Here is a 21347-nt window from a genome sequence, read left to right as displayed (position 1 = left end):
GCGCTCGGGTACGGCCCACACCGTCGTTCGCCCCGTTCAGTCGGTGGCGCGGTACAGATTGTGTTCGTAGGCGAAGGCGGCGGCCGCGGTCCGGGAGGTCACGTCGATCTTGGTGAAGATGTTGGAAAGGTGCCGTGCCACGGTCTTCTCGCTGAGGACCAGGGTGGCCGCGATCTCCGGATTGGTGTGTCCGGCGGCCACCAGCCGCAGCACTTCCAGCTCGCGCGCGGTCAGTCCGCAGGGGTTGGTCGGGCGCAGGAATTCGTCGGCCGCCTGTTCCGCCGGGGCGGCGCCGAGTTCGGTGAAGACGCGGCGGGCGGCGGTCAGCTCGGAGCGGGCGGATTCCTCGTCGCCGAGTGCGCGCAGCGCGCGGCCGATCGCCACTCGACACCGCGCTGTCTCGTAGGGCGCTCCCAGCTCGGACCAGATCCGCGCCGCGTGGCGCAGTTCGGTGATGGCGGCGGGGTAGTCGTCGCGTACCGTCGCGATACAACCTCGGGCGTGACCGGCCATCGCCCGCAGCGCGGCACAGCCGAAGCTCGCGCCGATCCGGGTCAACTCGACGCCGAGCTCGGCGGCCTCCTCGGATTCGCCGACGGCGAGCAGGATTTCGATCGCGGCGGGCAGCAACCGGGACCGATGCACCGGATCGTCCGCTTCGGCGAGCAGGCGGCGTGCGGCACCGAGGGCGGCCGCTTGTCGGCCGCGGGCCAGCCAGAGCAGCGCCAGTCCGGGCTGTGGCTCGTGACCGAAGGCCAGCGCGTCATGGTAGGCGTGGTCGGCCTCGTCGTACGCGCCCCGAATGCGCAGCACATCCGCTCGTTCGGCCATGGCCAAACCCGCGGCGGCAGGAGCCTCGGTGTCGGTGTAGCGGCGTATCGCGAGCTCGAACTCCTCGAGCGCCGCGTCGTAGGCGCCGTGCATGCGCATCAGCTGGCCACGGTGCACGGCGCACTGGCCGGTGAACATCACCAGGCCGGGTTGATCGGCACACCAGGTGGTCAATGCGATCGTCCACGTCTCGGCCCGGCCGAAGTCCGAGATCTCTTGGCAGGCCTCGATCATGGCGCAATAGATGTGGCCGACGAACATCGTCGACACGCAGCCGGTCGTAATGCAGGTCATCGCCTCGTCCAGCAGCGCCAGCCCCTCCCGAACGTGACCGGAGTACAGCGCCAATCTGCCCTGGGCGCACAGTCCCATCGCGGTCAGATCCGGTTCGGCGAAGCGGTGTCCGTAGTCGGTGACCTCGTCGGCGCATCGGGCGGCGGCGGGGAACTCGCCCGCGAAGATATGGCGGAACATCGCCGCGACCAGGACGTAACCGCGCTCGACCACATCATCCGGCACCTCTTCCAGCAACCGCTGCGCTCTGGTCACCCAACCGCCGCCGACGACGGACTCCCCGGTGAACAGTAAGGTCTGTGCCAGCCAGAACGCGCTGCGGACGGCGGCCAGCGGCTCGCCCGAATCCAGATTCCGCTGGTAGGCGCGCTGCAACGCGTGGACGCAGTCATTGGTGCGTCCCGTCAGATAGGCCGCCGTCGCCAGGCGTGTGAAATCGTCGCCATCGAGTGCGTCCGCGTCCAGGTCGGATAGGGTGCCGAAGGCGGCCAGCCACTCCCGGCGCTCGTATGCCTCCCGAGCTCGCAGCAGGTTGTCGACCACGCCCATCGCGCATCACTCCTGGTAGGAAGGATACGCGCGGTGCGTGACGCCGGTCGGCTCATGCCGCTTCCCGGTGGGCAGTCCGCTCCTTCGCCCGCGCGGCGATCCGGCGTGCGACGTACTCCGCGTCTCGCCCCACGCCGGGGAACACCATGGAGGAGAACGCGTACTGGAAGCTGAGGCCGCAGAAGAACAATCCGGGCGCCTCGTCGACCACGCCCCGGTACTCCCGCGGCCAGCCGTCGGCACCGATGACGGGCACCTCGATCCAGTCGAATACCTGCCGGAAACCCGTCGCCCAGATGACGTTTCGCACATCCAGCACGGTGCCGTCGTCCAGTTCCGGCATGCCGTCGCGGACTCCGCTCACCCGGGCGGTCGACCGTCGCACGTCGCGCGCGGCGAGGTCGGCGCGTTTGACCCGCAGCATCGGTCCACCGTGGAACCGCACCTCGCGCATCTCCTTGCGGCCCATGGGCGTGCGGCGGGTGAGGATGTGACGCCACAGGAACACCAGTACCGGTAGTGCGACCCTGATCCGGCGCGAGTCCCAGCGCAAGGGAATCTGCCCGCAATCGCGCCCACACAGGATCGTCGGGCGCGTGGCGGCCAGCTCATACGCGATATCGGTCCCCGAATGCGAGGCGCCGACAACCAGCGCCGGACCTTCCCGGAGCTGGTCCGGCCGCCGGTACTCGCTCGAATGCAGTTGGGTGATGCCGGGATCCAGTTCCGATGCGAACTCCGGCCGATACGGGGTGCGACCGAAGGTGCCCGTCGCGACGACCACGTTGTCACACGTGATCGTGTCCGCGCCGATCCGGGCGCGGTAGCCGCCTCCCGGGCGCGCCGTCAGCCGGTCCACCCCGGTGCTCATGCGCACGGGCAGCTCCTGGTGCAGCGCATACCGCTCCAGGAAGTCGGCCACCTCGTCCTTGCTCGGATAACTCCAGCGGTCGGCCGCCGGGAACGGCATGCCGGGCAGGCGCGTGTACTTGGCGGGGGTGTAGAGCCGCAGCGAGTCGTAGTGCCTGCGCCAGTTGTCCCCGATCCGCTTGTCGCGGTCGACGATCAGAAACGGTCGCCCGAGCCGCCGCAGGTGGTGTCCGGTCGACAGTCCGGCCTGTCCGGCCCCGATGATGAGCGTCTCGATATGTTGCGTGACCATGGCGGCCTCCCTGACGTGCTGGTGAGGACACCGACGCTATGGGTGCACCGCCCGGTCGCACATCGGCCGATCCACCCATTCCCGTCCCACTCGATATGGGTGGATATGCGCAGATGACGTGCTCGGGGGCCGGAACGGGTGGGCGCGGGGTGGTCGCGTCGGCCGCGCGGCGCTACCGATTCAACCAGGCGGCCAGGTCCGGCAGGTCGGTGGCGGCGACGCCGGTGAACCGGGGTGGACGCTTCTCCAGGAAGGAGGAGATTCCTTCGGCCAGATCGGGACTGGTGGAGGCGTGCGGGATCGTCTTCTTGTCGAGGGCGAAGGCCGCTTCGGGGCTGCCGTGGGCGGCCATGGCCACCAGGGCCCGGCGGATGACGGCGGCGGAGTTCGGGGCGATGGCGACGGCTAGTTCGCGGGCGAGCGCGTAGGCCGCGGGCAGGAGGTCGTCGGGGGAGTGCACGCTGGTGATCAGGCCGGCGGCGTGCGGGCTCGTCCCAGTCCGGCGCGTGGTGGTCGCCGATCGACGGTTCGGCGAAATCCATGCCGACGCAGAAGTATTCACCCTGCGCAGTCAGAAGGACCACCCGCACCGCATCGTCCCGGTCCGCGGCCGTCAGCGCCGCGCCCAGCTCATCGGCCATGGTGAGCGTGAAGCCGTTGCGGGCGTGCGGGCGAGCGAGCGTGATGGTCGCGACGGCCTCCTCGACCGCATAGGTGATCGTCGAATACGTCTCCTCGCCGAAGCGTCCGCCGTCGTCGGCCATATCGGTTTCTCCCGCCGTAGTTGAGTAGATGAAGCTCAAAGATTCTCAATCTGTCACGGCGGGGTCAATACGTGGTCTTGGGTTCCGCTGGACGCCGCGTATCGGATGCCCTGATGAGTCGTTCGCGCCTGTCCACGGTGCACGGCATTGGATATCGTGTTGCGGACTGGTTAGCCGTTGGGTTGCTAACTCGATGCAGAGGGATCTTCACAGCAGCGTGGTGAGGATTCGCGAGACGCACTCGAGATGAGGGATTGTGCGTTACGGGGGACGAGCGGTGGCGGCCGTTATCGGTGCGCTGGGCGGTGCCTGGACGGGGTATGGCGTGCAGCGCACGGTGGGTGCCGGGTGGAGATCGATTGCGGGCGGTCAGGGGAGTGCCGCGATGACCGTGGCGGTGGTCTGCGCCCTGACCGCGCTGGTGGCCGTGTGGTTGTTCGAGTGGGGGCGGGTCCGGTACGCGGTGGTGTTCGGGGCGGGGCTGGGCGGGGTCGCCGTGTTGTGCGCCGTGGCGGCGTTGCCGGCTCCGGACGAGTGGGACGAGTTTCCGATCGCGTTCGGGGTGGGGTTCGGGGCGCTGATCGTGCCGGCGGTAGTGCTCGGGTCGGCGCGGATCTGGTTCTTCGGTGCTCTGATCGCGGCCGTGGTGCTGGGTTACCAGGTGGACAATCTCGTCGATTCCGAACGCTATCGGTACCGCGATTTTCCGTCGGCGGTGGGCGTGAACGGACAGTCGTGGCAGTTGCTGGTGGCGCTCGTGCTGGTCGGTGCGTTGCTGGCGGCGATGTGGTGGTGGCGTGGTGAACGCGTCGAACCACAGGTTTCGGGTCCGTCGGTGGCGGTAGGCGTCGGACTGGCGGTCGCGGCGTTATTGGTCGTGTGGTGGTGGGCTGGAACGGGATGGCTGCCGTGGGCGGCGGCCGCGTTGGCGGTGGCGGTGTGCGTGGCGGGCACCCGATGGCTGCCGGAGCGGTCGGCCGTGGCACTGGCGGCTATGACGGCCGCGGCGGCATTGGTGGTCGTCGATCCCGGATGGGATCGGGAGTCGTCGGCCGCCGGGTTCGCCGTGGGCTGCGCCGCGGTGGTCGGCGGCCTCACCGCAGGCTGGCGAGTGGGGCAACCGGCGCTCGCGGTCGGGGTGTGCGCCGTCGCGGCCGTGGGGGCCGCACTGTCCCAGCTCTCCGACCTCGGCTGGGTGCGGCTCGGCGCCGGTGCGCTGGTGCTGTTCGCCATCGCGATGGCCGGTGCGTCCGTGGTACTCGCGGAGCCCGCACTGCTCGCGGGCTGGTCCGTGCTGCCGATGCTGGCAGTGCTGACGGCGCGTGAACTGTCGTCGCGAACAGACGCGGATTCGATTCCCACGGTGACCGACTGGGCGTACCGGCCGGATGTCTACCCGCAGTCGGGGACCGTGGCGGAGTCGTCGCATACCCTCATCGCTTGGGCGGTTACGCCACCGCCGCCGTTCGTCCCGCGTCCGGACCTGGTCGTCCCCGGCTTGATCGTCGCGGGCGCATGTGCGGCGTGTGCGGTCTGGCTGGCGCGTCGTGGCGGCGCGTCATGAGGCAGTGACCGGTCCCGCCCTACGGTGCGTCGTCTCCGCTCCTGTTCGCCTCGAAATGCTCGACCAGCAGCCGAGTTACGGTCTCGGGTGCCTCGTCGGGGATCCAATGGGAGACCCCGGGCAGCACCTCGAAGCGGAAGGGGCCATCCACGTAGCGGCTCGACAGTTTCGGGCCGGTGGCGAGGACGGCGGTGTCGCCGTCGCTCCAGATCTGGAGGGTGGGGATGGTGACGCGGGCGCGGAGGCGGCCGGGGGCGGAGAAGGGCATGCCGCGGTACCAGTGCAGGCCGCCGCGGGCGATTGTCCTGTCGCGCAGGCGGTTTCCGTCGCGCCGGGCGACATCGGCCGGTTGGCCGGTGCGTTCCAGCATGCGGCGGAACAGCGGGGTGCGGACCATCAGTTCCGGGAGCAGGGGGAGCTGGAAGACGTACATGTACCAGGAGGCCAGGGCTTGGCGGCTGGTGAGCATGGCGCGCAGGAACGCGGTCGGGTGCGGGACGGAAAGGGCGGTGAGAGAACGCATTCGGTGCTGCCCGTCGGTGGCTGCGGCCCAGGCGGCGGCCGCGCCCCAGTCGTGGCCGACCACGTGCACCGGCCGTCCGATCGCGTCGGCCATGGTCAGCACGTCCCGGGCCAGTTCGTCGAGTCGATAGGACCAGCGCCAGCGGGGTGCGGCGGTGGGGCTGGCGCCGCGCATGTTCGGCGAGAAGGTGCGGTAGCCATGCCGATTCAGGGCGGCAGCCACCGCGTCCCAGCTGCGCGAGTCCTGCGGCCAGCCGTGCAGCAGCAGGACCGGCGCGCCGTCGAGCGGACCGGAATCGGTGACGGGGAAGGTCAGGCCGTCGCGGTGGAAGGCGGTGATGCGGCGCGGGCTGTCGTCCTGGTCGCGTGCGGATGGGTCGGCGGCGGTCGACATGTGCACCTCCTTGTGCTCACGGTATTGACGTAACAGCGTGTCACATCAATCGGGATCGCACTACCCGTACCCCGATTGCGCGCCGGATCGTCGCTGCCTAATCTCGAATCAGACGATGTTGAAGCCGCTCTTGTTCGATCAACGATGATCTCCAGAGAGGTGTGGGACATGTCGACTCTTCGAGGTTCGCTCATCGCCGCGGTGGCGGCGGGTTTCTCGGTCGCCGGGGTGTGCACCGGCGGCATCGCATCGGCTCAGCCGGAACTCGACAGCGGCGGCTGCACGGCGGGCTCGATCGCCTGGCAGGCGAACGGACCGGGGATCACGGGCAGCTCCCAGGCACCGGTGGCCAGCAATATCGGTGGCCACCTGGTGGGCTGCTACGGGGCTCCCGACGATATCGGGGTCGGAACCATCATCGGCACCACCTTCGAACCGGCCGCGACCTGTTACGGCAGTCGCGGTGGACGTGCCGATCTGCTCGTCATCTGGGACAACGGCGTGAACAGCCATGTGATCGGCTCCTGGGAGTGGACGCTTGGTCAGCAGGCGACCAATCATCTGAAGATCGTCGGCGGCCTGGGGTCGGGCAAGATGCTGCAGGTCGTGACCGCACCTCCGGAGGTGAGTCCGGCGGCCGTCACCGGCTGCATCATGGGCGGCTACCGCGGCGGCAGTTACCAGGTGCTCAGCGTGAAGGTGCTCTGAACCGACGCGCCGCCGAGCCCGTCCCACGGTGGACGGGCGAAGGATGTCCGTGCCCGGTGCGAGACTCTGACCATGCGATGGGCGGTGGCGGAGTCCGGTGACGGCGGGGCACGTCTGTGTCCGCTGGGTCCGGACGGCCGACCCGCGGGTCCGGTGGTGCACGAGCCCGCACTGGCCGATGCGGTGCGCTCGCGCCCGGAGGTGCAGCGCTGGGTCTGGCGATCCACCGGCGAGATCTATCGGCGTCTGCTCGCGGCGGGCGTGCGGGTCGAACGCTGCTACGACGTGGAAGCCGCCGAGGCGCTGCTGATCGGGCACGAGGAGGGGCAGTCGGGGCAGGCGCGCTCCCTGGCGGCCGCCTGGGCGCGGTCGCGCGGGCTGCCGGTGCCGCCGGACGCGCCCGCCCGCGCCGCCGACACCGAGCCCACCCTGTTCGACTCGGGTCCGGTGCCGCTCCCGCCCGACACCGACGAGTTGACGGCGTTGCTGGAGGTCTACGCGGGGCAGGTGGCCCGGGTGGCGCGGACCGAGCACCCGGAACGGATGTGGCTGCTGCTCGCCGCCGAATCGGCGGGCATGCTGGTGGCCGCGGAGATGTCCCGCGCCGGCATACCGTGGCGGGCCGATATCCACCGTGAACTACTCGATTCGATGCTGGGCGAACGCGTCTCGGGCGGGACGGAACCGCGGCGCATGGCCGAGCTGGCCGACGCCGTGTCACGGGCCTTCGGCGCGCGGGTCCGGCCGGACCTGCCCCAGGACATCATCCGCGCCTTCGGCCGTGCCGGAATCTCACTGTCCTCCACCAGGAAATGGGAGCTCCAGGAGATCGACCATCCGGCGGTCGCGCCGCTGCTGGCCTACAAATCGCTGTATCGCCTGCACACCGCGCACGGCTGGTCCTGGATCGACCAGTGGGTGCGCGACGGTCGCTTCCGGCCCGAATATCTGCCCGGCGGCACGGTGACCGGTCGCTGGACCACCAATGGAGGTGGCGCGCTGCAGATTCCGAAAGTGATCCGGCCCGCCATCCGCGCCGATCCGGGCTGGCGACTGGTGGTCGCCGACGTGGATCAGATGGAGCCGCGGGTGCTCGCCGCGATCTCGCGCGATCCGGGACTGATGGAGGTGGCCGGGCGCGACGAGGACATGTACGCGGATCTGGCGGCCCGCGCCTTCGGCGGCGACCGCGCCCAGGCGAAACTCGCCATGCTGGGCGCGCTCTACGGCCAGACCTCGGGGGACGCCCTCACCCATATCGCCGAACTCCGCCGCCGCTATCCGGCCGCCATGGCGTACGTCGACAATGCGGCCCATGCCGGTGTGGAGGGCCGCCTGGTGCGCACCTGGCTCGGCCGCACCTGCCCGCCCGCCGCCGCCGTCGACCACGAGACCGACGCCGAGCGGGACCGGTCCGGCGGATACGGCGGTAGCGCCGCCGCCCGCGCCCGCGGCCGGTTCACCCGCAATTTCGTGGTGCAGGGCAGTGCCGCCGACTGGACGCTGCTCGTACTCGCGGGCCTGCGGCACACCCTGCACCGCGCGGGGCTGCGCGCGGAACTGGTCTTCTTCCAGCACGACGAGGTGATCGTGCACTGTCCGGAGGAGGAGGCGGCGACGGTCGCCACGGCGATCACCGAGGCGGCGGACACCGCGGGCCGGATCGCGTTCGGCCGCACCCCGGTGCGCTTTCCGTTCACCACGGCGGTGGTGGAGTGCTACGGCGACGCCAAATGAGGGGGGAGACCTCGGGTGCGTGGATGCCCGCCGAGGACGGGTGCGCCACCGGTCCGTGACAGACCACGGCGACGTCGCGGGTCGGCCGAAGGTCCAGCACGGTCGGGGAGTCCGTCGACAGGGGCGATGTCGCGTCGGCAGCACTCCATGGTGCCGGGGCGATGAGCGCCTCGCGTCGGTGGAACTCCACGGTGCCGTGGGCGATGGCCGACGTCGCGTCGGTGGAACTCCACGGTGCCGTGGGCGATGGCCGACGTCGCGTCGGTGAAACTCCGTGGTGCCGGGGCGATGAGCGCTTCGCGTCGGCGGCACTCCACGGTGCCGTGGGCGATGGCCGACGTCGCGTCGGCGGAACTCCACGGTGTCGGGGGCGATGAGCGGCCGGATCGTATATGTTGACTGCCGTGGGGATGATGAAGGGGGCCAATGTAGCGGTCCCGGCGAACGCGGTGCGGGTCGAACTGGGATGGCAAGCGGGCCAGGGTGTTCCGGATGCCGACGCGTCGGCGCTGCTGCTGGTGGGCGGAAAGGTCCGCTCCGACGCCGATTTCGTGTTCTACAACCAGCCCGCGCATCCGTCCGGCGCGGTCGGTCACGAGGGCAAGCAGCACGGGCCGACGGTGCTGGATGTGCTGTCGGTGCGGCTGGCGCAGGTCGAGCCGCAGATCGAGACCATCGTGCTCGCGGCCTCCACGACCGGCGGGACCTTCCGGCAGTTCCGGGGCCTGTACGTGCGGGTGCTCGATGCCGCGAACGGCGCGGAACTGGCGCGTTTCGACAGCGCGGACGCCACCACCGAGACCGCCTTCGTACTCGGTGAGCTGTACCGGCGGCAGGGTGCCTGGAAATTCCGGGCCGTCGGACAGGGGTACGACTCCGGATTGGCGGGACTGGCAACGGATTTCGGCATCTCCGTCGATGACGAACCCGCCCCCGCACAGCCGCATACGCCGCAGCGGCACACACCGCCGCAGCCTCAGCAGCAGTACGCGCCACCGCCGCCCGCGCCCCAGCAGCGGCACACACCGCCGCCGCCCCAGCAGCAGCCCACGCCGCTGCCCCAGCAGCAGTTCGCACCACCCCCGCCGCAACACACCCCGCCACCGGCTCCGGTCAACCTGACCAAAATCTCGCTGACCAAGGAAGCCCCCACCGTCTCGCTCACCAAATCGGGCGTCACCGGCGGCACCATGCGGGTCAACCTGAACTGGACCACCGCCCGTGGCGCGGGTCTGTTCGGCCGCAAACGCAACAGCCTGGACCTGGATCTGTGCTGTTTCTACGAATTGATCAACGGCGCGATCGGTTCCGTGCGCGCCCTGGACCGACGCTTCGGCGACCTGCACAACCCGCCGTTCATCCGACTGGACCAGGACGACCGCACCGGCTCCAGCGCCACCGGTGAAAACCTCGACATCAACCTGGATTTCACCAAATTCTTCCGCCGCATCCTGGTGTTCACCTCGATCTACGAGGGCGCCAGGGATTTCCGGGGCGTGCAGGCGACCGCGACCCTGTACCCGGTCAACAGCGCCCCGATCGAGATGACCTTGGACGGCTGCGTCGACGATTCCCGCGACGCGGTCCTCGCGGTCATCGAGAACATCAACGGCGAACTGGTCGTTCGTCGCGAGTGCACCTTCATCCGGCCGCCCGCCGGGCAGCCGGGGGCGGGTGTCGCCGAGATCGCCCGACTCTACAACTGGGGCTTCGACATTCGAGCCGGTCGCGGCAAGGACTGAACGACCCTCACGGGGTGTCGAGCACGCTGGCGGGCACCCCGTAGGGCAGGAAGCGCACCCGGCGGCGAGCGTCGGTGTTGTCGCGGTGCGCGCGCAGGGCCTCGAGTTCATTGGGAAACACCTGGTCCACCCGCGCCCCGCCGTCTTCCTCGATGGTGTAGATGGCCCACACTCCGCTGCCGGTCTCGCCGGTGGTCTCGCCCTCCGGCTGCGGCGGCCGGGGCCGCTGTGGCGCGACGAACTGGCCCAGCAGGGATGTCAGCGGATTCGCGCTGGTGCGGTCGAGGTACTCCGACGCCTTGTCGAGCAGGTCGCGGATTTCGATGCCCGCCTCCCGCAGGGCGCGTTCGAAGTCTTCCGGATCGACCCCGAAGGGCCCGTTGTTCGCCATCGCATCTACTCCTGGGGGACGAATTCGGCGCTACGCCCTCAGTGTCCTCGCGCGGCGCGGTCCGCGCCAGGGTGCCCGGCCCGGAAAATGTCCGGCAAGTCCGGACCCGGATGGGGCCGTCGGCCCACGACATCGCGTAATGGCATCGGAGCGCACGGCCTGTGTAACCGTTGTGCCAGGAATCAAGAACACCAGCAATTTCCGGGTACCCGGGGCTGAAGCCGGGCCGGACCCGGAGTCCTGACAATTTCAGAAAGTTACGACCATGCGTAGAGCAACGGCGCTCTTCGCCGCATTACTGCTGGCATTTTTCCTTTCCATCGCACACCCGATGAGCCCGACCGCGCACGCCGATCCCTGCGGCGGCGACTGGGCCATCGGAATCGGCGGCCTCGGGGACAACACATCGTCGGTGTTCGTCCCGTTCGTGAATCAGCCCGTCGGTTACAACTCGCTCGACCCGATGTCGGGGTTGAACGAACTCGACCGGCTGTTCTGGTCGCATCGCAATCAGTGCCCGGGTGACCACATCCGGCTCATCGGACACAGTGAGGGCGCGGGCATCCTGCACGCCTGGGTCACCGCGCATCAGGATGTCGGCAATGCCAACGCCATTCTGCTGTCCGATCCGAAACGGGCTCCCGGCCCCGGGTGGGGCGGATTGTCGTCGACTCCCGGCAGTGGCATCGTCGGATATCCGCTGGCCGGTGTCGACGATTGGTTCGGCGGCTTTCCGGTGCTGACTGTGTGCAACCGTGACGATCAGATCTGCGATACCTCCGCGGGCTGGTGGGGCTACTTCTTCGGTGGTGCGCACAGTCGTTACGATTTCAACGTGTGGAATTACGGCCCTTGGGATTCCGGCGTCTGGTACCGGTAACCGGTAGCGGTCATGGGGATCAGTAGCCATGCGGCACCGGTCCCCATTGACTGAATCCATGCCCCATCGAGGTGCACACGGCCGCACCCGTGAAAGTGATTTGGCAGGTCGCCCCGGCATGGGTGACCGACATCCTCGGGTCGTGAAAGTTCACCGCCGCGAGTCGCGGCAGCGGCGGATTCCCGCCGGGCAGCGTATGACTGCCATGGGAGTTCCATTGGGGATGCGCGGGCCACATGACGGAATCGATGACGATGGCGGGCACATGGGGCAGCGGAATCTGCATACCGGCGAAGAGCACGTTCATCGACGCGGCCGGAACCTCCAGGTCGCAGCCCACGGCGCCGGTCGAGCGGATCGAACAGTTCCACCCGCCCATGGCGAAATACGCGGTGTCCCCGACCAGTATCGGGCCGGGCGCGCGCTCGGCGTGGGCCGCGCCCGCGCCGAACACGCAGACGACGAGTCCGAGAATTACTCCGCACATTCGTGCGGCGGCAACCTTCGCAGCCGTGCACACCGGCTTCTCCCTGTGATGCGCATTGGGTATCAGGTCCGTTCGACCATAGCCAGAAACTATCACTATACGGCGGAAAGGCGGGTTTTCCGCCTAGGGGGCTTACACGAAAAATCCTCGCCGATTCCGGCACATTCGGGCAACCGCGTCGGTAGGGTGGCCCCGGTCCGCGTCCGGGATATGCGGTGTTCGGCAGCGGTGACGTGTCGTGCACCGCGGGGAGTCACTTGTCGATGTCAGATTCGCTGCCCGTCCATCCGTCGCATACCGCGCCGTTCGAGGTGGTCGGACCGCGTGTACCGCTGTACGCTCCGGAATTCGCCGCCGACCCGCATCGGGCCTACCGGGAGATGCGACAGAAGTTCGGGGCGATGGCACCCGTGGAATTGGCCCCGGGTATACCCGCCACCCTGGTGCTCGGATATCGCACGGCGGTGCGGATTTTCAATGATCCGGACCGCTTTCCGGCCGATCCGCGGATATGGCAGGAGAGCGTGCCCGCCGACTGCCCGGTCCTGCCGATGATGCAGTGGCGGCCCAATGCCCTGCGCAATGCCGGTGCCGCGCACGCGCGCTACCGGCAGGCCAATACCGCGGGCTTGGCCGGTATCGACCAGTTCGCACTGCCGGGTGTCGTGGAGCAGATCGCGGTACCGCTCATCAATGAGATCTGCGTGGCCGGTGCGGCGGATCTGGTGCGCGATTACGCCTTCCCGCTGGCATTCGACGTGCTCAACCATCTGCTCGGCTGTCCGGTCGATATCGCCGCGCAAGCGGCCGAGGGGTTGCGCGCCATCTTCGAGGGCATCGGCGCCGACCGCGGCAACGGTCTGCTCGTGGACGCCCTGTCGCGCTTGGCCCGGCAGAAGCGGGCGCAGCCCGGCGACGACATCACCACCCGGCTGCTGCGCCACCCCGCCGACCTCAGCGATATCGAGATGGTGCATCAGTTGGCCACGCTCTACGGCGCGGGCATCGAGCCGCAGCAGAACCTGATCGTCAACGCGCTCTTGCTGATTCTGCTCGACGGCCGCTTCGGCGGGGACGTGCTCGGCGGCAGCCTGTCCACCCGCGACGCCCTGGACGAGGTGCTGTTCGACGATCCGCCGATGGCCAACTTCTGCATCAGCTTTCCGCGGCAGCCCGTCGTGCTCGACAATGTCTGGCTGCCCGCGCATCAGCCGGTCGTCATCAGTATGGCGGCCTGCAACACCGATCCGGAGATCCGCTCCGGGCAGCTCGCGGGCAACCGCTCCCATCTGGCCTTCGGCGCGGGTCCGCACGCCTGCCCCGCCAGTTCGCTGGCGTACCTCATCGCCCAGGAGGCCATCGACCAGCTCCTCGACGCCCTCCCGGACATCCGGCTGGCGGTACCGTCGGATGAACTGTCCTGGCGGCCCGGACCGTTCCATCGCGCCCTGACCGCCCTTCCGGTCACCTTCACGCCCGCCCCACCGCTGCCGGAGCCCTGGTAATCGGGCACCACCGAGCGCACAACCGCTGTTGGCTTCGTGATCACCCGGTCGCCACCTGTCGCTGACACCGTGAACGGGGTGCGGATCGACATCCCGGCGGCGCGGCCCAGCGACTCGGCCCCGGTACGGTGGTTTCACCGGGTGAGCTGGGGGGTTGCCGCCCGTCTGCCGTTCGGACTGGCCCGCGTGGTGCCCCCGACCTTCGTCGGCTACCTGCTGGTGAGCGCCTGCACCTTCACCCTCGACCTGTTGCTGATCACCGCCCTGCACACGGGATTGGGCCTGCCGCTGCCGGTCTCGGTCACCCTCGGGTACGTCACGGCATTCGCCACCAGCTTCCTGCTGAACCGGATACTCAACTTCTCCTCGCACGCCCCCGTCGGCCCACAACTGGCCGTCTACATCGTGGTGGTGACGGTGAACTATCTGGTTTTCATCCTGGGCGTGACCAGCGGTATGGCGGCTCTCGGCGTGGAATACCACCTGGCCCGCATGGTCGGCGGCCTCGGCGAAGGCGTCTACCTGTACGCCTGCATGCGCTGGCTGGTCTTTCGCCGTTGACACGACTACTGGGCACGTTCGCGCACGACGCGGGCGACGTCGATGCCGCGGACCATGCGGGTGCCCGGTAGCTGGGACAGTGCCGCCGCGGCCAGTACCGCGGCGATCGCGAGGAATGGGGCGATCCAGCCCAGGGTGAGTTCGATATCGAACATGTCGCTGTCGAAGGAGTTCAGGAACGCCCAGGCGGACAGCAGGCCGGCGGCCAAGCCGATGGGAACGGCGAGTGCCGTGGCGGCCAGGTTCTCCAGGGCGAGCATGGCGGTGATGCGGCGGGCGGGGACGCCGGTGGCGCGCAGCGTGGCGAGTTCGATGGTGCGCTCGGTGAAGCTGACCGTCATGGTCACGTAGATGACGGTGAAGGCCAACACGGCACCCAGGGCCAGCATGACGATGACGAAAATCCAGAACAGACCCAGGAATTGGTCGAACTGGGCCTGGAGGGCGTGAGTGTCGGTATACGCGGCGACGCCGGGCATGCCGGTGACGGCCGCGCGCACCGCGTCGCGATCGGCGTCGGGGGCGAAGCGCAGCAGATACCCCCGCATGCCGGTGCCGCCGATCCGTTCCGCGGTATCGCTGCTGGCGTAGGCGAAGGTGCCCAGCGGCTCGTCGACCAGCCCGGCCAGTCGGATATCCTGTGGTGCGCCGAAAGCCGTTGTGACGGTGAGGGTGTCGCCCACCGCGACATCCAGGCGGTCGGCGAGCGCGCTCCCGGTGATCAGGCCCTCGGCGGGCAGGCCGGAAGCACCCGCGGCGGTGCGGAAGCCGTGCATGGTGGTGTCGGGTGGCAGGCCGTTGAGTGTGGTCGAGTACGAATTCCCGTGGGCGGCAAGCGTTACCGGCGTGATGCTGCCCGCTTCCACCGCGACGACGCCGGGTACCGCCGACAGCGCGTCCGCGAGTCGAGGGTCGCGGCCGTCCACCAGCACGGTGGCGTCCTGCAATTCGATGACATCGAATTGCAGGTGCAGCACATTGCGCATGCTGGTGATCATCCCGACGGAGGTCAGGATCAGTACCAGCGCCAACACGGTGCCGGTCATGGTGGCCAGGGTGCGGCGGCGGCCACGCGCCATGGAGCGCGCGGCCATCCGGACGACCACGGGCACCCGGGTCCAGCGTGCCGACAGTCGCGCGACTGCCCCCGGACGCGTGGGCACGCCGCCGTCACCGCGCATGGCCTGCGCGGGAGCCGTGCGCGCCGCCGCGACGGCGGGTGCGAGCGCCGCGATCAGCCCGGCCAGCAACCCCAGCGCCAAACCGATGGCGGCCGTGTCGATCCGGTGCTCGACCACGGTGTCCGGAATACCGATTGTGGAGGTGTAGGCCGAGGTCACCGCCGAGGTGGCCACGAACCCGCCGAGCACGCCGAGCACCGCGCCCGCGATCGTGATGGCGACACCGTAGGTGACGTAGTGGCCGACGACCGTGCGCCGCCTCGCGCCCATGGCCAGCACGGTGCCGATGATCGGGCGTTCGGTCTGCACCAGTCGGGTGATGAGGATGTACTCGGCGATGGCGGCGGCGGTCAGGAACAGCGCCGGAAAGCCGACGGCGATACTGGAGAAGCCGGAAAGATCCTCGCGCAGAGCGGCATTGGAGGGCTGCTCGGACTGCGGTTCGATCGCCGTCGCCCCGGCCGAACGCAATGCGGCGGTGACCCGGTCCCGCTCGGCATCGGTCGCGGCATCCGACATCTCGACCAGGGTCTGATTCGGACCGGGCCGCCCGGTCAGCGTGAGTGCCCGGGACTGCGGGGCGAAGGCGACCGCGAAGGAGTGCGGATCGGCCAGCACCTCCTGGCGGCTGCGCGCGGGCCACAGGTACTCCGCCGAGCGGGCGACGCCGCTGACGGTGACCGACTGCCAGGAGTCGCCGTCGAAGATCCGGAAGCTGTCGCCCGCACCGAGTCCGAAGGTATCGGCGGCATGGTGTTCGAGGACCACCTCGGGACGCTCGGGGTTCGGGAGGGTGCCGCTGGTGAGGTCGATCTCGTCGACCGCCGGTGCGCCGGGTGCGGACAGACCGGTGACACGGCCGAGCAGTTTGGTGTCACCGATGGTGAACGGCACATCGGCCTGGGTGCGGACCATTACCCGGTCGACGCCGTCCAGGCCGCGCACGGCCGCCGCCAGCGCCTCCGGATCACCACCGCTGGCGGTGTAGTCGGCCAGGTGCAGCCGGTCGTAGGTGTGGTTGTAGGAGGTTTCGAGGTTGCGGAACGAGTCGTAGCTGGCGATGAACAGCAGCACGCCCAGCAGTACCGTGACGGCGATGGCGACGACCTGCGCGGGCCGCCGCCGCAACTCGCGACGAATCTTTCTGAACAGCACCGGATGTCGGAGCATGGGTGCTCACCACCGAATCGTCGCGGCGTCGGCGGGCTCGGGATTGGGGTCGCTGGCGACCACCCGCCCGTCCCGCATGCGCACGATCCGGTCCGCGATGGCGGCGGCGGCCTCGTTGTGCGTCACCATGACCACACCGCGGCCCGCTCGGCTGGTCTCCTGCAGGACCACCAGTACCTCGCGGCCGGTGGCGACATCCAGTGCGCCCGTGGGCTCGTCGGCCAGCAGCAGGTCCGGGTCGGTGGCCAGGGCGCGAGCGACGGACACCCGCTGCTGCTGCCCGCCCGACAGCTGCGCCGGGAAGTGGTCGGCGCGCTCGCCCAGCCCGACCGACGCCAGTAGGTCCGGAACCGCACGGCGGTTGCCGCGGCCGGTCAATTCGATGATGACCTCGACGTTTTCGCGGGCGGTGAGGCTCGGGATGAGGTTGAAGAACTGGAAGACGAATCCGATGTGGTCGCGCCGGAATTCGCCGAGGGAGGCGGGGTGGCGTCGCGAGATGTCCTGTCCGGCAACCTCGATGGTGCCGGTATCGGCGGTTTCGATTCCGCCCGCGATATTGAGCAGGGTGGTCTTGCCGGAGCCGCTGGCCCCGAGCACCGCGACCAGTTCGCCGGGCGCGATATCGAGATCGACGTCGGTGAGGGCGTGCACGGCGGCCTCGCCGGTGCCGTAGGTCTTGCCGACCCCGCGCAGGCGGATTCCGCCGCGCGGAGCATCAGTCGTCGGGTGCGCTGTCGTGTTGTCGGACATGGGATTTCCCCTCGTCGTCGGTGAGTCCCGCGGCGCGTAGCAGCGGACCCGTCACATCCACGGCGGCCAGCGTAGGGTCGATCAGGCGGTGCAGTATCAAGCCGTCGAGCAGCGCCAGCACCGCGGCGGCGGTGGCCTCCGGATCGGCGTCGCCGGGCTGGGCGCGGAACCAGTCGGTGAGCCCGGCGCGGGCCTGGGCGACGAAGCGGCCGAGTTCGTCGCGCAGCCGCTGGTGCCGGGTGGCGGCGAGCATCATCTCGCTCAGGGCCACCATCGAGGGATCGGTGGCGGAGTAGGAGCCGACCGTGGCGAGCACGCGGCGCATCCCCTCCGGGCCGTCCACCTCGGTCAATCGCGCCATGACGGCGTCGAATTCGGTGCGGGCCACGTCCAGGGCCGATTCGATCAGCAGGTCGGTGACCGACGGGAAGTGGTAGTGCACCAGTCCGGGTCGCACGCCCGCGCGGTCGGCCACCATGCGGGTGGTCACCGCACCCCAGCCGCGTTCGACGATCAGTTCCACCGCGGCCGCCATCAGCCGGGCGCGTGTCTGTCTGCCCTGTTCGATCGCCGTTGCCATGGGTCTCTCGATGCGCCCTGATGCTTGGGCATTTGCCTTGGGCGTTCGCCCAAATTACCACATCCCGCGACGTTCGGGAACTACCCGATCGTCGCGCTGGAATACCGGGCGGCCGTGTTTTGACACGCGTGGGGGCGATTCGCCCGTTATGGTCGGACGGGTGGCCAGCAAGTCGGCACCTGCCGTGGAGTTGACGGTCGGCGAGCACGCGGTGCGCGTATCCAACCCGGACCGGGTGTACTTCCCCGAGACCGGGGCGACCAAGCTCGATCTCGTGCGGTACTACCTGAGCGTGGGTGACGGCATCGTCAACGCGCTGCGGGACCGGCCGTGCATGCTGCACCGCTTTCCCAAGGGCCTGCCCGGGGGAAAGGTGCACCAGAAGCGACTGCCGGGCGGCGCCCCGGACTGGATACCCACCGTGCGGCTGTACTTTCCGCGCTACGGCCGCACCGCCGACGAACTGTGCGTCGAGAAACTGGCCGACGTGATCTGGGCGGTGCAGATGTCGACCGTGGAGTTCCACCCCTGGAACTCCCGGCGCTTCGACACCGAACTGCCCGACGAATGGCGGATCGACCTGGATCCCATGCCGGACTGCCCATGGTCGCGGGTGCGCCGGGTGGCCGGTGTCGTGCACGAGATACTCGACGAACTCGGCGCGGTCGGCTGGCCGAAGACCTCCGGCGGCAAGGGATTGCACGTCTACGTGCGCATCGAGCCGCGCTACGGATTCCAGGAGGTGCGCCGGGCCGCGCTCGCCTTCGCGCGGGAGGTGGAACGCCGCGCCCCCGACGATGTGACCACCGCGTGGTGGCGGCGCGACCGCGATCCGGCCATGCTGTTCGTCGACTACAACCAGAACGCGCGCGATCACACCATCGCGGCCGCGTACTCGGTGCGCGGCGTGGCGGCGGCGACGGTCTCCACGCCGGTGCGCTGGGCGGAGATCCCGGAGATCGATCCGCGCGATTTCACCATGGCCACGGTGCCCGCCCGCTACGCGGAACTCGGCGATCTGCACGCCGGTATCGACGAGGCGGTCTTCGATATCGCGCCGCTGCTGGAGTGGGTCGACCGCGACCGGGTCGAGGTGGACCTCGACGAGGACGCCGACGGCTGAGCCGGGTCCGGTCCGTATCCCAGGTCCCGCCCGCTAGCGCTGGTCGCGCAGCCGGTCGCGTTCGGCGGTGAGAGCGGAGTTGGCGTCCTCCAGGTCGAGTATGCGCCCGATCCCCGCCAGGTTGATGCCCTCCCCGGCCAGGGCGATGATGCGGGCCAGCCGGGCGAGATCGTCACCGCTGTAGCGCCGCGTGCCCCCGGCGCTGCGTGCGGGGGTGATCAGCCCGTGCTGCTCGTACAGACGCAAGGTCTGCACTCCGACGCCGGAGAGTTCGGCGGCCACCGAGATCGCGTACACCGCCTGTCCCGACGGCGGAAAGTGGCCCTGCTCGCGCCCCAGCATCCTGTTCGTCTCCCCGTTCTCCCGCATGTTCACCTGCCTCGAGATTACCTCTCCATCCGTCTTGCACTCTCATGGCCAGAGTGCTAAATAATATCTCTGTCAGATGACAGAGATTATCTGATAACTCTTCGATCGAGAATGGAGTGAGTTGGAGGTGGCGACCATGCTGATGCGTACCGATCCCTTCCGTGACCTGGATCGACTGACGCAGCAGGTTTTCGGCACATCAGCCCGACCGGCCGTGATGCCGATGGATGCCTGGCGCGACGGTGACGAGTTCTTCGTGGAGTTCGACCTGCCCGGCATCGACCCGGACTCCCTCGACCTGGACGTCGAGCGCAATGTGATCACCGTGCGCGCCTCCCGCCCGGAACTGGACGCGGGCCGCTCGATGATCGCCGCCGAACGCACCCGCGGCGTCTTCAGCCGCCAGCTGTTCCTGGGCGAGAACCTCGACACCGACCGCATCCAGGCCGACTACCGCGACGGCGTGCTGCGGCTGACCATCCCGGTCGCCGAACAGGCCAAGCCCCGCAAGATCGAGGTCACCCGCCACGATCGCGAGCACCAGGCCATCAACGCCTGACCCGCGACCGCGCCATGACAGCGATGCCTCGCGCCCACGGCCGTCTCGACCACTCGCCCCGGACCCCGGCCGTGCGCCGAAGAGACACGGCCGCAACAGAGTCCGGGGACGTGCCGGTGGTGCACTGGCCCGAACCCAGCCCGCTGGCGTCATGGTGGGACGCCGTCATGACACCCGCCCGCCGCCGGGTGAGCGACTCGGCGCACGGGCGGGTCAGAGCTGCCGGGGCAGTTCCCTGCGGGAAGTGACATCCAGTTTTCGGAAGACCTTGCGGAGGTGGTATTCGACGGTGGCGGTACTCAGGAACAGTTCGGCGGCGATCTGCTGATTGGTGATGCCGGTGGCGGCCAGGTGGGCTATCTGGAGCTCCCGGGGCGTGAGCCGCCGGGCGGAGCCGGGGCTGCGCTCGCGGGCGGTCTCGCCGGTGCCCGCCAATTCGGTGCGGGCCCGTTCGGCGAAACCGCTCGCACCCATATCGAGGAAAAGCTCATGGGCGCCGTGCAATTGATCGCGGGCATCGCGGCGGCGACGGCGGCGGCGCAGCCATTCACCGTAGAGCAGCCGGGTGCGCGCGATCTCGGTGGTCAGCGGCGTGGAGCCGAGCAGCTCGAGGGCCTCGCGGTAGTACCGCTCCGCCTCGGCGTCGTCGGCGAGCAGGGCGCGCCCGCGAGCGAGAACACCCAGCGCCCACGGGGTTCCACTCGCGCTCGCGCGCCGGGCCAAGCGGTCCAGGGCTTGTGCGGCGGTCGCGGTGTCACCGCAGCGCACGGCCGCCTCGATCAGGTCGGGGAGCACCGTGTTGCCGAAATGCGGTGGGTCCTCGTCGAATACGGTGAGCGCCGCCTGCCGGGCGGCAGGGTAGTGGCCAGCCCGTGGGTCGCGGCCTGGAGCATGCGCAGCGCGCCGTGCCGGCGGGCCGTCGCGGCGTAGCGGCGTGAGCACGCGCCCAGGGCGTCGATATCCCAGAGTTCGATCGCGAGCAGCACACCCAGCAGGAACCAGCGGGCGGCATCGCCGTCCTCCGCGCCCTCGGCCAGCATGGCCGCCAACCCGCGCCGCATGAGCGGCACCGCCGCCGCGTAGTCGCGGCCCACCAGTTCGGCGTGGGCGTCGAGCAGCAGGTCCGCGATGAACGGTGCGCCGGGAGCGGGCGGCAGGGTGAGCGCGGCCTCGGCGATGCGCCGCGCGCTCACCCCCGGACCGATCCGGGCGACCACGATGACCGCGTCGAATGCCTCCAGCAACGTATCGCGCGCGGCGCGGGAATCGGTGGCGGCGAAGACGGTGGCGGCGTCGAAGAGCAGCGGCACCGCACCCTCCCGGCCCAGGATCACATGCATGAAACCGCGCAGCCGCATGGCGTAGGCGTCGAGCGCGGCGATGCCGAGATCCGGGGTGAGCCGGTCGAGCAGCTGTTCGGCCAGTCGCGGCGCACCGGCCGTGAGGGCGGCTCCGGCCGCCGCCAGCAATCTTCCGTCGCGCTGCGGGCCGGGAGCGGTGAGTTCGGCGGCGCGGCGCAGC

General features: G+C 69.4%; 20 protein-coding genes and 2 pseudogenes. 9 read left to right on the top strand and 13 right to left on the bottom strand.

The window, feature by feature from the left end; all coding sequences use genetic code 11:
• Nucleotides 1-36: 36 nt before the first annotated feature.
• The 4 genes and pseudogenes from ON31_RS32830 to ON31_RS38345 all read right to left on the bottom strand — a co-directional run.
• The gene (locus ON31_RS32830; protein WP_051038225.1) at nt 37-1674 is read right to left on the bottom strand and encodes a LuxR family transcriptional regulator; all 1638 of its coding nucleotides are present in this window, start codon (nt 1672-1674) and stop codon (nt 37-39) included.
• Between the two features lie 52 nt (nt 1675-1726).
• On the bottom strand, nt 1727-2836 hold the full coding sequence (locus tag ON31_RS32825; protein ID WP_039819127.1) for a flavin-containing monooxygenase: 1110 nt from the start codon (nt 2834-2836) through the stop codon (nt 1727-1729).
• 172 nt (nt 2837-3008) lie between these two features.
• Nucleotides 3009-3398, bottom strand: a complete 390-nt coding sequence (locus tag ON31_RS38350) for an enoyl-CoA hydratase-related protein (RefSeq protein ID WP_370450427.1) — start codon at nt 3396-3398, stop codon at nt 3009-3011.
• Between the two features lie 25 nt (nt 3399-3423).
• A pseudogene (locus ON31_RS38345) lies at nt 3424-3600 on the bottom strand (hypothetical protein); the annotation flags it as partial.
• 385 nt (nt 3601-3985) lie between these two features.
• On the opposite strand from ON31_RS38345, the gene ON31_RS32815 reads away from it, so the two are divergent.
• Nucleotides 3986-5164 carry a hypothetical protein gene (locus tag ON31_RS32815; protein ID WP_039819124.1) on the top strand — a complete coding sequence of 393 codons (1179 nt, stop codon included), beginning with the start codon at nt 3986-3988 and terminating at the stop codon, nt 5162-5164.
• A gap of 19 nt (nt 5165-5183) precedes the next feature.
• Here ON31_RS32815 and ON31_RS32810 read toward each other — a convergent pair whose 3' ends face one another.
• Nucleotides 5184-6080, bottom strand: coding sequence for an alpha/beta fold hydrolase (locus ON31_RS32810; RefSeq protein ID WP_051038224.1), 897 nt, complete (start codon nt 6078-6080; stop codon nt 5184-5186).
• Nucleotides 6081-6248: 168 nt separating this feature from the next.
• On the opposite strand from ON31_RS32810, the gene ON31_RS32805 reads away from it, so the two are divergent.
• The 3 genes from ON31_RS32805 (at nt 6249) to ON31_RS32795 (ending at nt 10267) form a co-directional block, all read left to right on the top strand.
• Complete coding sequence (locus tag ON31_RS32805; protein WP_039819123.1) at nt 6249-6788, top strand: hypothetical protein; 540 nt, start codon at nt 6249-6251, stop codon at nt 6786-6788.
• Between the two features lie 72 nt (nt 6789-6860).
• A complete protein-coding gene (locus ON31_RS32800) occupies nt 6861-8525 on the top strand; it encodes a bifunctional 3'-5' exonuclease/DNA polymerase (protein ID WP_039819122.1) in 1665 nt (554 codons plus the stop codon).
• Between the two features lie 410 nt (nt 8526-8935).
• A complete protein-coding gene (locus ON31_RS32795; RefSeq protein ID WP_063821604.1) occupies nt 8936-10267 on the top strand; it encodes a TerD family protein in 1332 nt (443 codons plus the stop codon).
• A 7-nt stretch (nt 10268-10274) separates the two neighbouring features.
• On the opposite strand, the gene ON31_RS32790 is transcribed toward ON31_RS32795, so the two are convergent.
• Nucleotides 10275-10658 (bottom strand): Rv0313 family protein, encoded by a 384-nt coding sequence (locus ON31_RS32790; protein WP_039819121.1) that lies wholly within the window; start codon nt 10656-10658, stop codon nt 10275-10277.
• A 265-nt stretch (nt 10659-10923) separates the two neighbouring features.
• On the opposite strand from ON31_RS32790, the gene ON31_RS32785 reads away from it, so the two are divergent.
• The gene (locus tag ON31_RS32785) at nt 10924-11538 is read left to right on the top strand and encodes an alpha/beta hydrolase family protein (RefSeq protein WP_029924180.1); all 615 of its coding nucleotides are present in this window, start codon (nt 10924-10926) and stop codon (nt 11536-11538) included.
• A 19-nt stretch (nt 11539-11557) separates the two neighbouring features.
• Here ON31_RS32785 and ON31_RS32780 read toward each other — a convergent pair whose 3' ends face one another.
• A complete protein-coding gene (locus ON31_RS32780; protein ID WP_147287147.1) occupies nt 11558-12025 on the bottom strand; it encodes a hypothetical protein in 468 nt (155 codons plus the stop codon).
• 263 nt (nt 12026-12288) lie between these two features.
• On the opposite strand from ON31_RS32780, the gene ON31_RS32775 reads away from it, so the two are divergent.
• Together ON31_RS32775 and ON31_RS32770 are read left to right on the top strand one after the other, a co-directional pair.
• A complete protein-coding gene (locus ON31_RS32775) occupies nt 12289-13530 on the top strand; it encodes a cytochrome P450 (RefSeq protein WP_039819120.1) in 1242 nt (413 codons plus the stop codon).
• A gap of 141 nt (nt 13531-13671) precedes the next feature.
• Nucleotides 13672-14091, top strand: a complete 420-nt coding sequence (locus ON31_RS32770; RefSeq protein WP_255222355.1) for a GtrA family protein — start codon at nt 13672-13674, stop codon at nt 14089-14091.
• Between the two features lie 5 nt (nt 14092-14096).
• Here ON31_RS32770 and ON31_RS32765 read toward each other — a convergent pair whose 3' ends face one another.
• From ON31_RS32765 to ON31_RS32755, 3 genes are read right to left on the bottom strand one after another with little or no spacing between them, the layout of a single operon-like run.
• Nucleotides 14097-16442, bottom strand: a complete 2346-nt coding sequence (locus ON31_RS32765; RefSeq protein ID WP_039819119.1) for an ABC transporter permease — start codon at nt 16440-16442, stop codon at nt 14097-14099.
• A gap of 6 nt (nt 16443-16448) precedes the next feature.
• Nucleotides 16449-17195 carry an ABC transporter ATP-binding protein gene (locus ON31_RS32760; RefSeq protein ID WP_051038222.1) on the bottom strand — a complete coding sequence of 249 codons (747 nt, stop codon included), beginning with the start codon at nt 17193-17195 and terminating at the stop codon, nt 16449-16451.
• The gene (locus tag ON31_RS32755; protein ID WP_051038221.1) at nt 17161-17775 is read right to left on the bottom strand and encodes a TetR/AcrR family transcriptional regulator; all 615 of its coding nucleotides are present in this window, start codon (nt 17773-17775) and stop codon (nt 17161-17163) included. Before ON31_RS32755 ends, ON31_RS32760 begins: the two co-directional genes overlap by 35 nt.
• A gap of 148 nt (nt 17776-17923) precedes the next feature.
• Between ON31_RS32755 and ligD the strand changes: the two genes are divergently transcribed.
• Nucleotides 17924-18898: a non-homologous end-joining DNA ligase gene (gene ligD, locus ON31_RS32750; protein WP_039819118.1), complete on the top strand. Its 975-nt coding sequence runs from the start codon at nt 17924-17926 to the stop codon at nt 18896-18898.
• Between the two features lie 33 nt (nt 18899-18931).
• On the opposite strand, the gene ON31_RS32745 is transcribed toward ligD, so the two are convergent.
• The gene (locus ON31_RS32745; RefSeq protein ID WP_029924200.1) at nt 18932-19240 is read right to left on the bottom strand and encodes a MerR family transcriptional regulator; all 309 of its coding nucleotides are present in this window, start codon (nt 19238-19240) and stop codon (nt 18932-18934) included.
• A 163-nt stretch (nt 19241-19403) separates the two neighbouring features.
• Between ON31_RS32745 and ON31_RS32740 the strand changes: the two genes are divergently transcribed.
• Nucleotides 19404-19826, top strand: a complete 423-nt coding sequence (locus tag ON31_RS32740) for an Hsp20/alpha crystallin family protein (RefSeq protein ID WP_029924201.1) — start codon at nt 19404-19406, stop codon at nt 19824-19826.
• A gap of 213 nt (nt 19827-20039) precedes the next feature.
• Here the strand turns inward: ON31_RS32740 and ON31_RS32735 are convergent, their stop codons facing one another.
• Complete coding sequence (locus ON31_RS32735) at nt 20040-20621, bottom strand: helix-turn-helix transcriptional regulator (protein WP_039819115.1); 582 nt, start codon at nt 20619-20621, stop codon at nt 20040-20042.
• Nucleotides 20606-21347, bottom strand: a pseudogene (locus tag ON31_RS32730) (hypothetical protein); the annotation flags it as partial. The pseudogene ON31_RS32730 and the gene ON31_RS32735, both read right to left, overlap by 16 nt.

It is taken from the genome of Nocardia otitidiscaviarum NBRC 14405 (assembly GCF_000308635.1).
Lineage (GTDB): Bacteria > Actinomycetota > Actinomycetes > Mycobacteriales > Mycobacteriaceae > Nocardia > Nocardia otitidiscaviarum.
The sequence above is the reverse complement of the archived record's forward strand: the minus strand, read 5'-3'. Positions and strand labels throughout refer to the sequence as shown.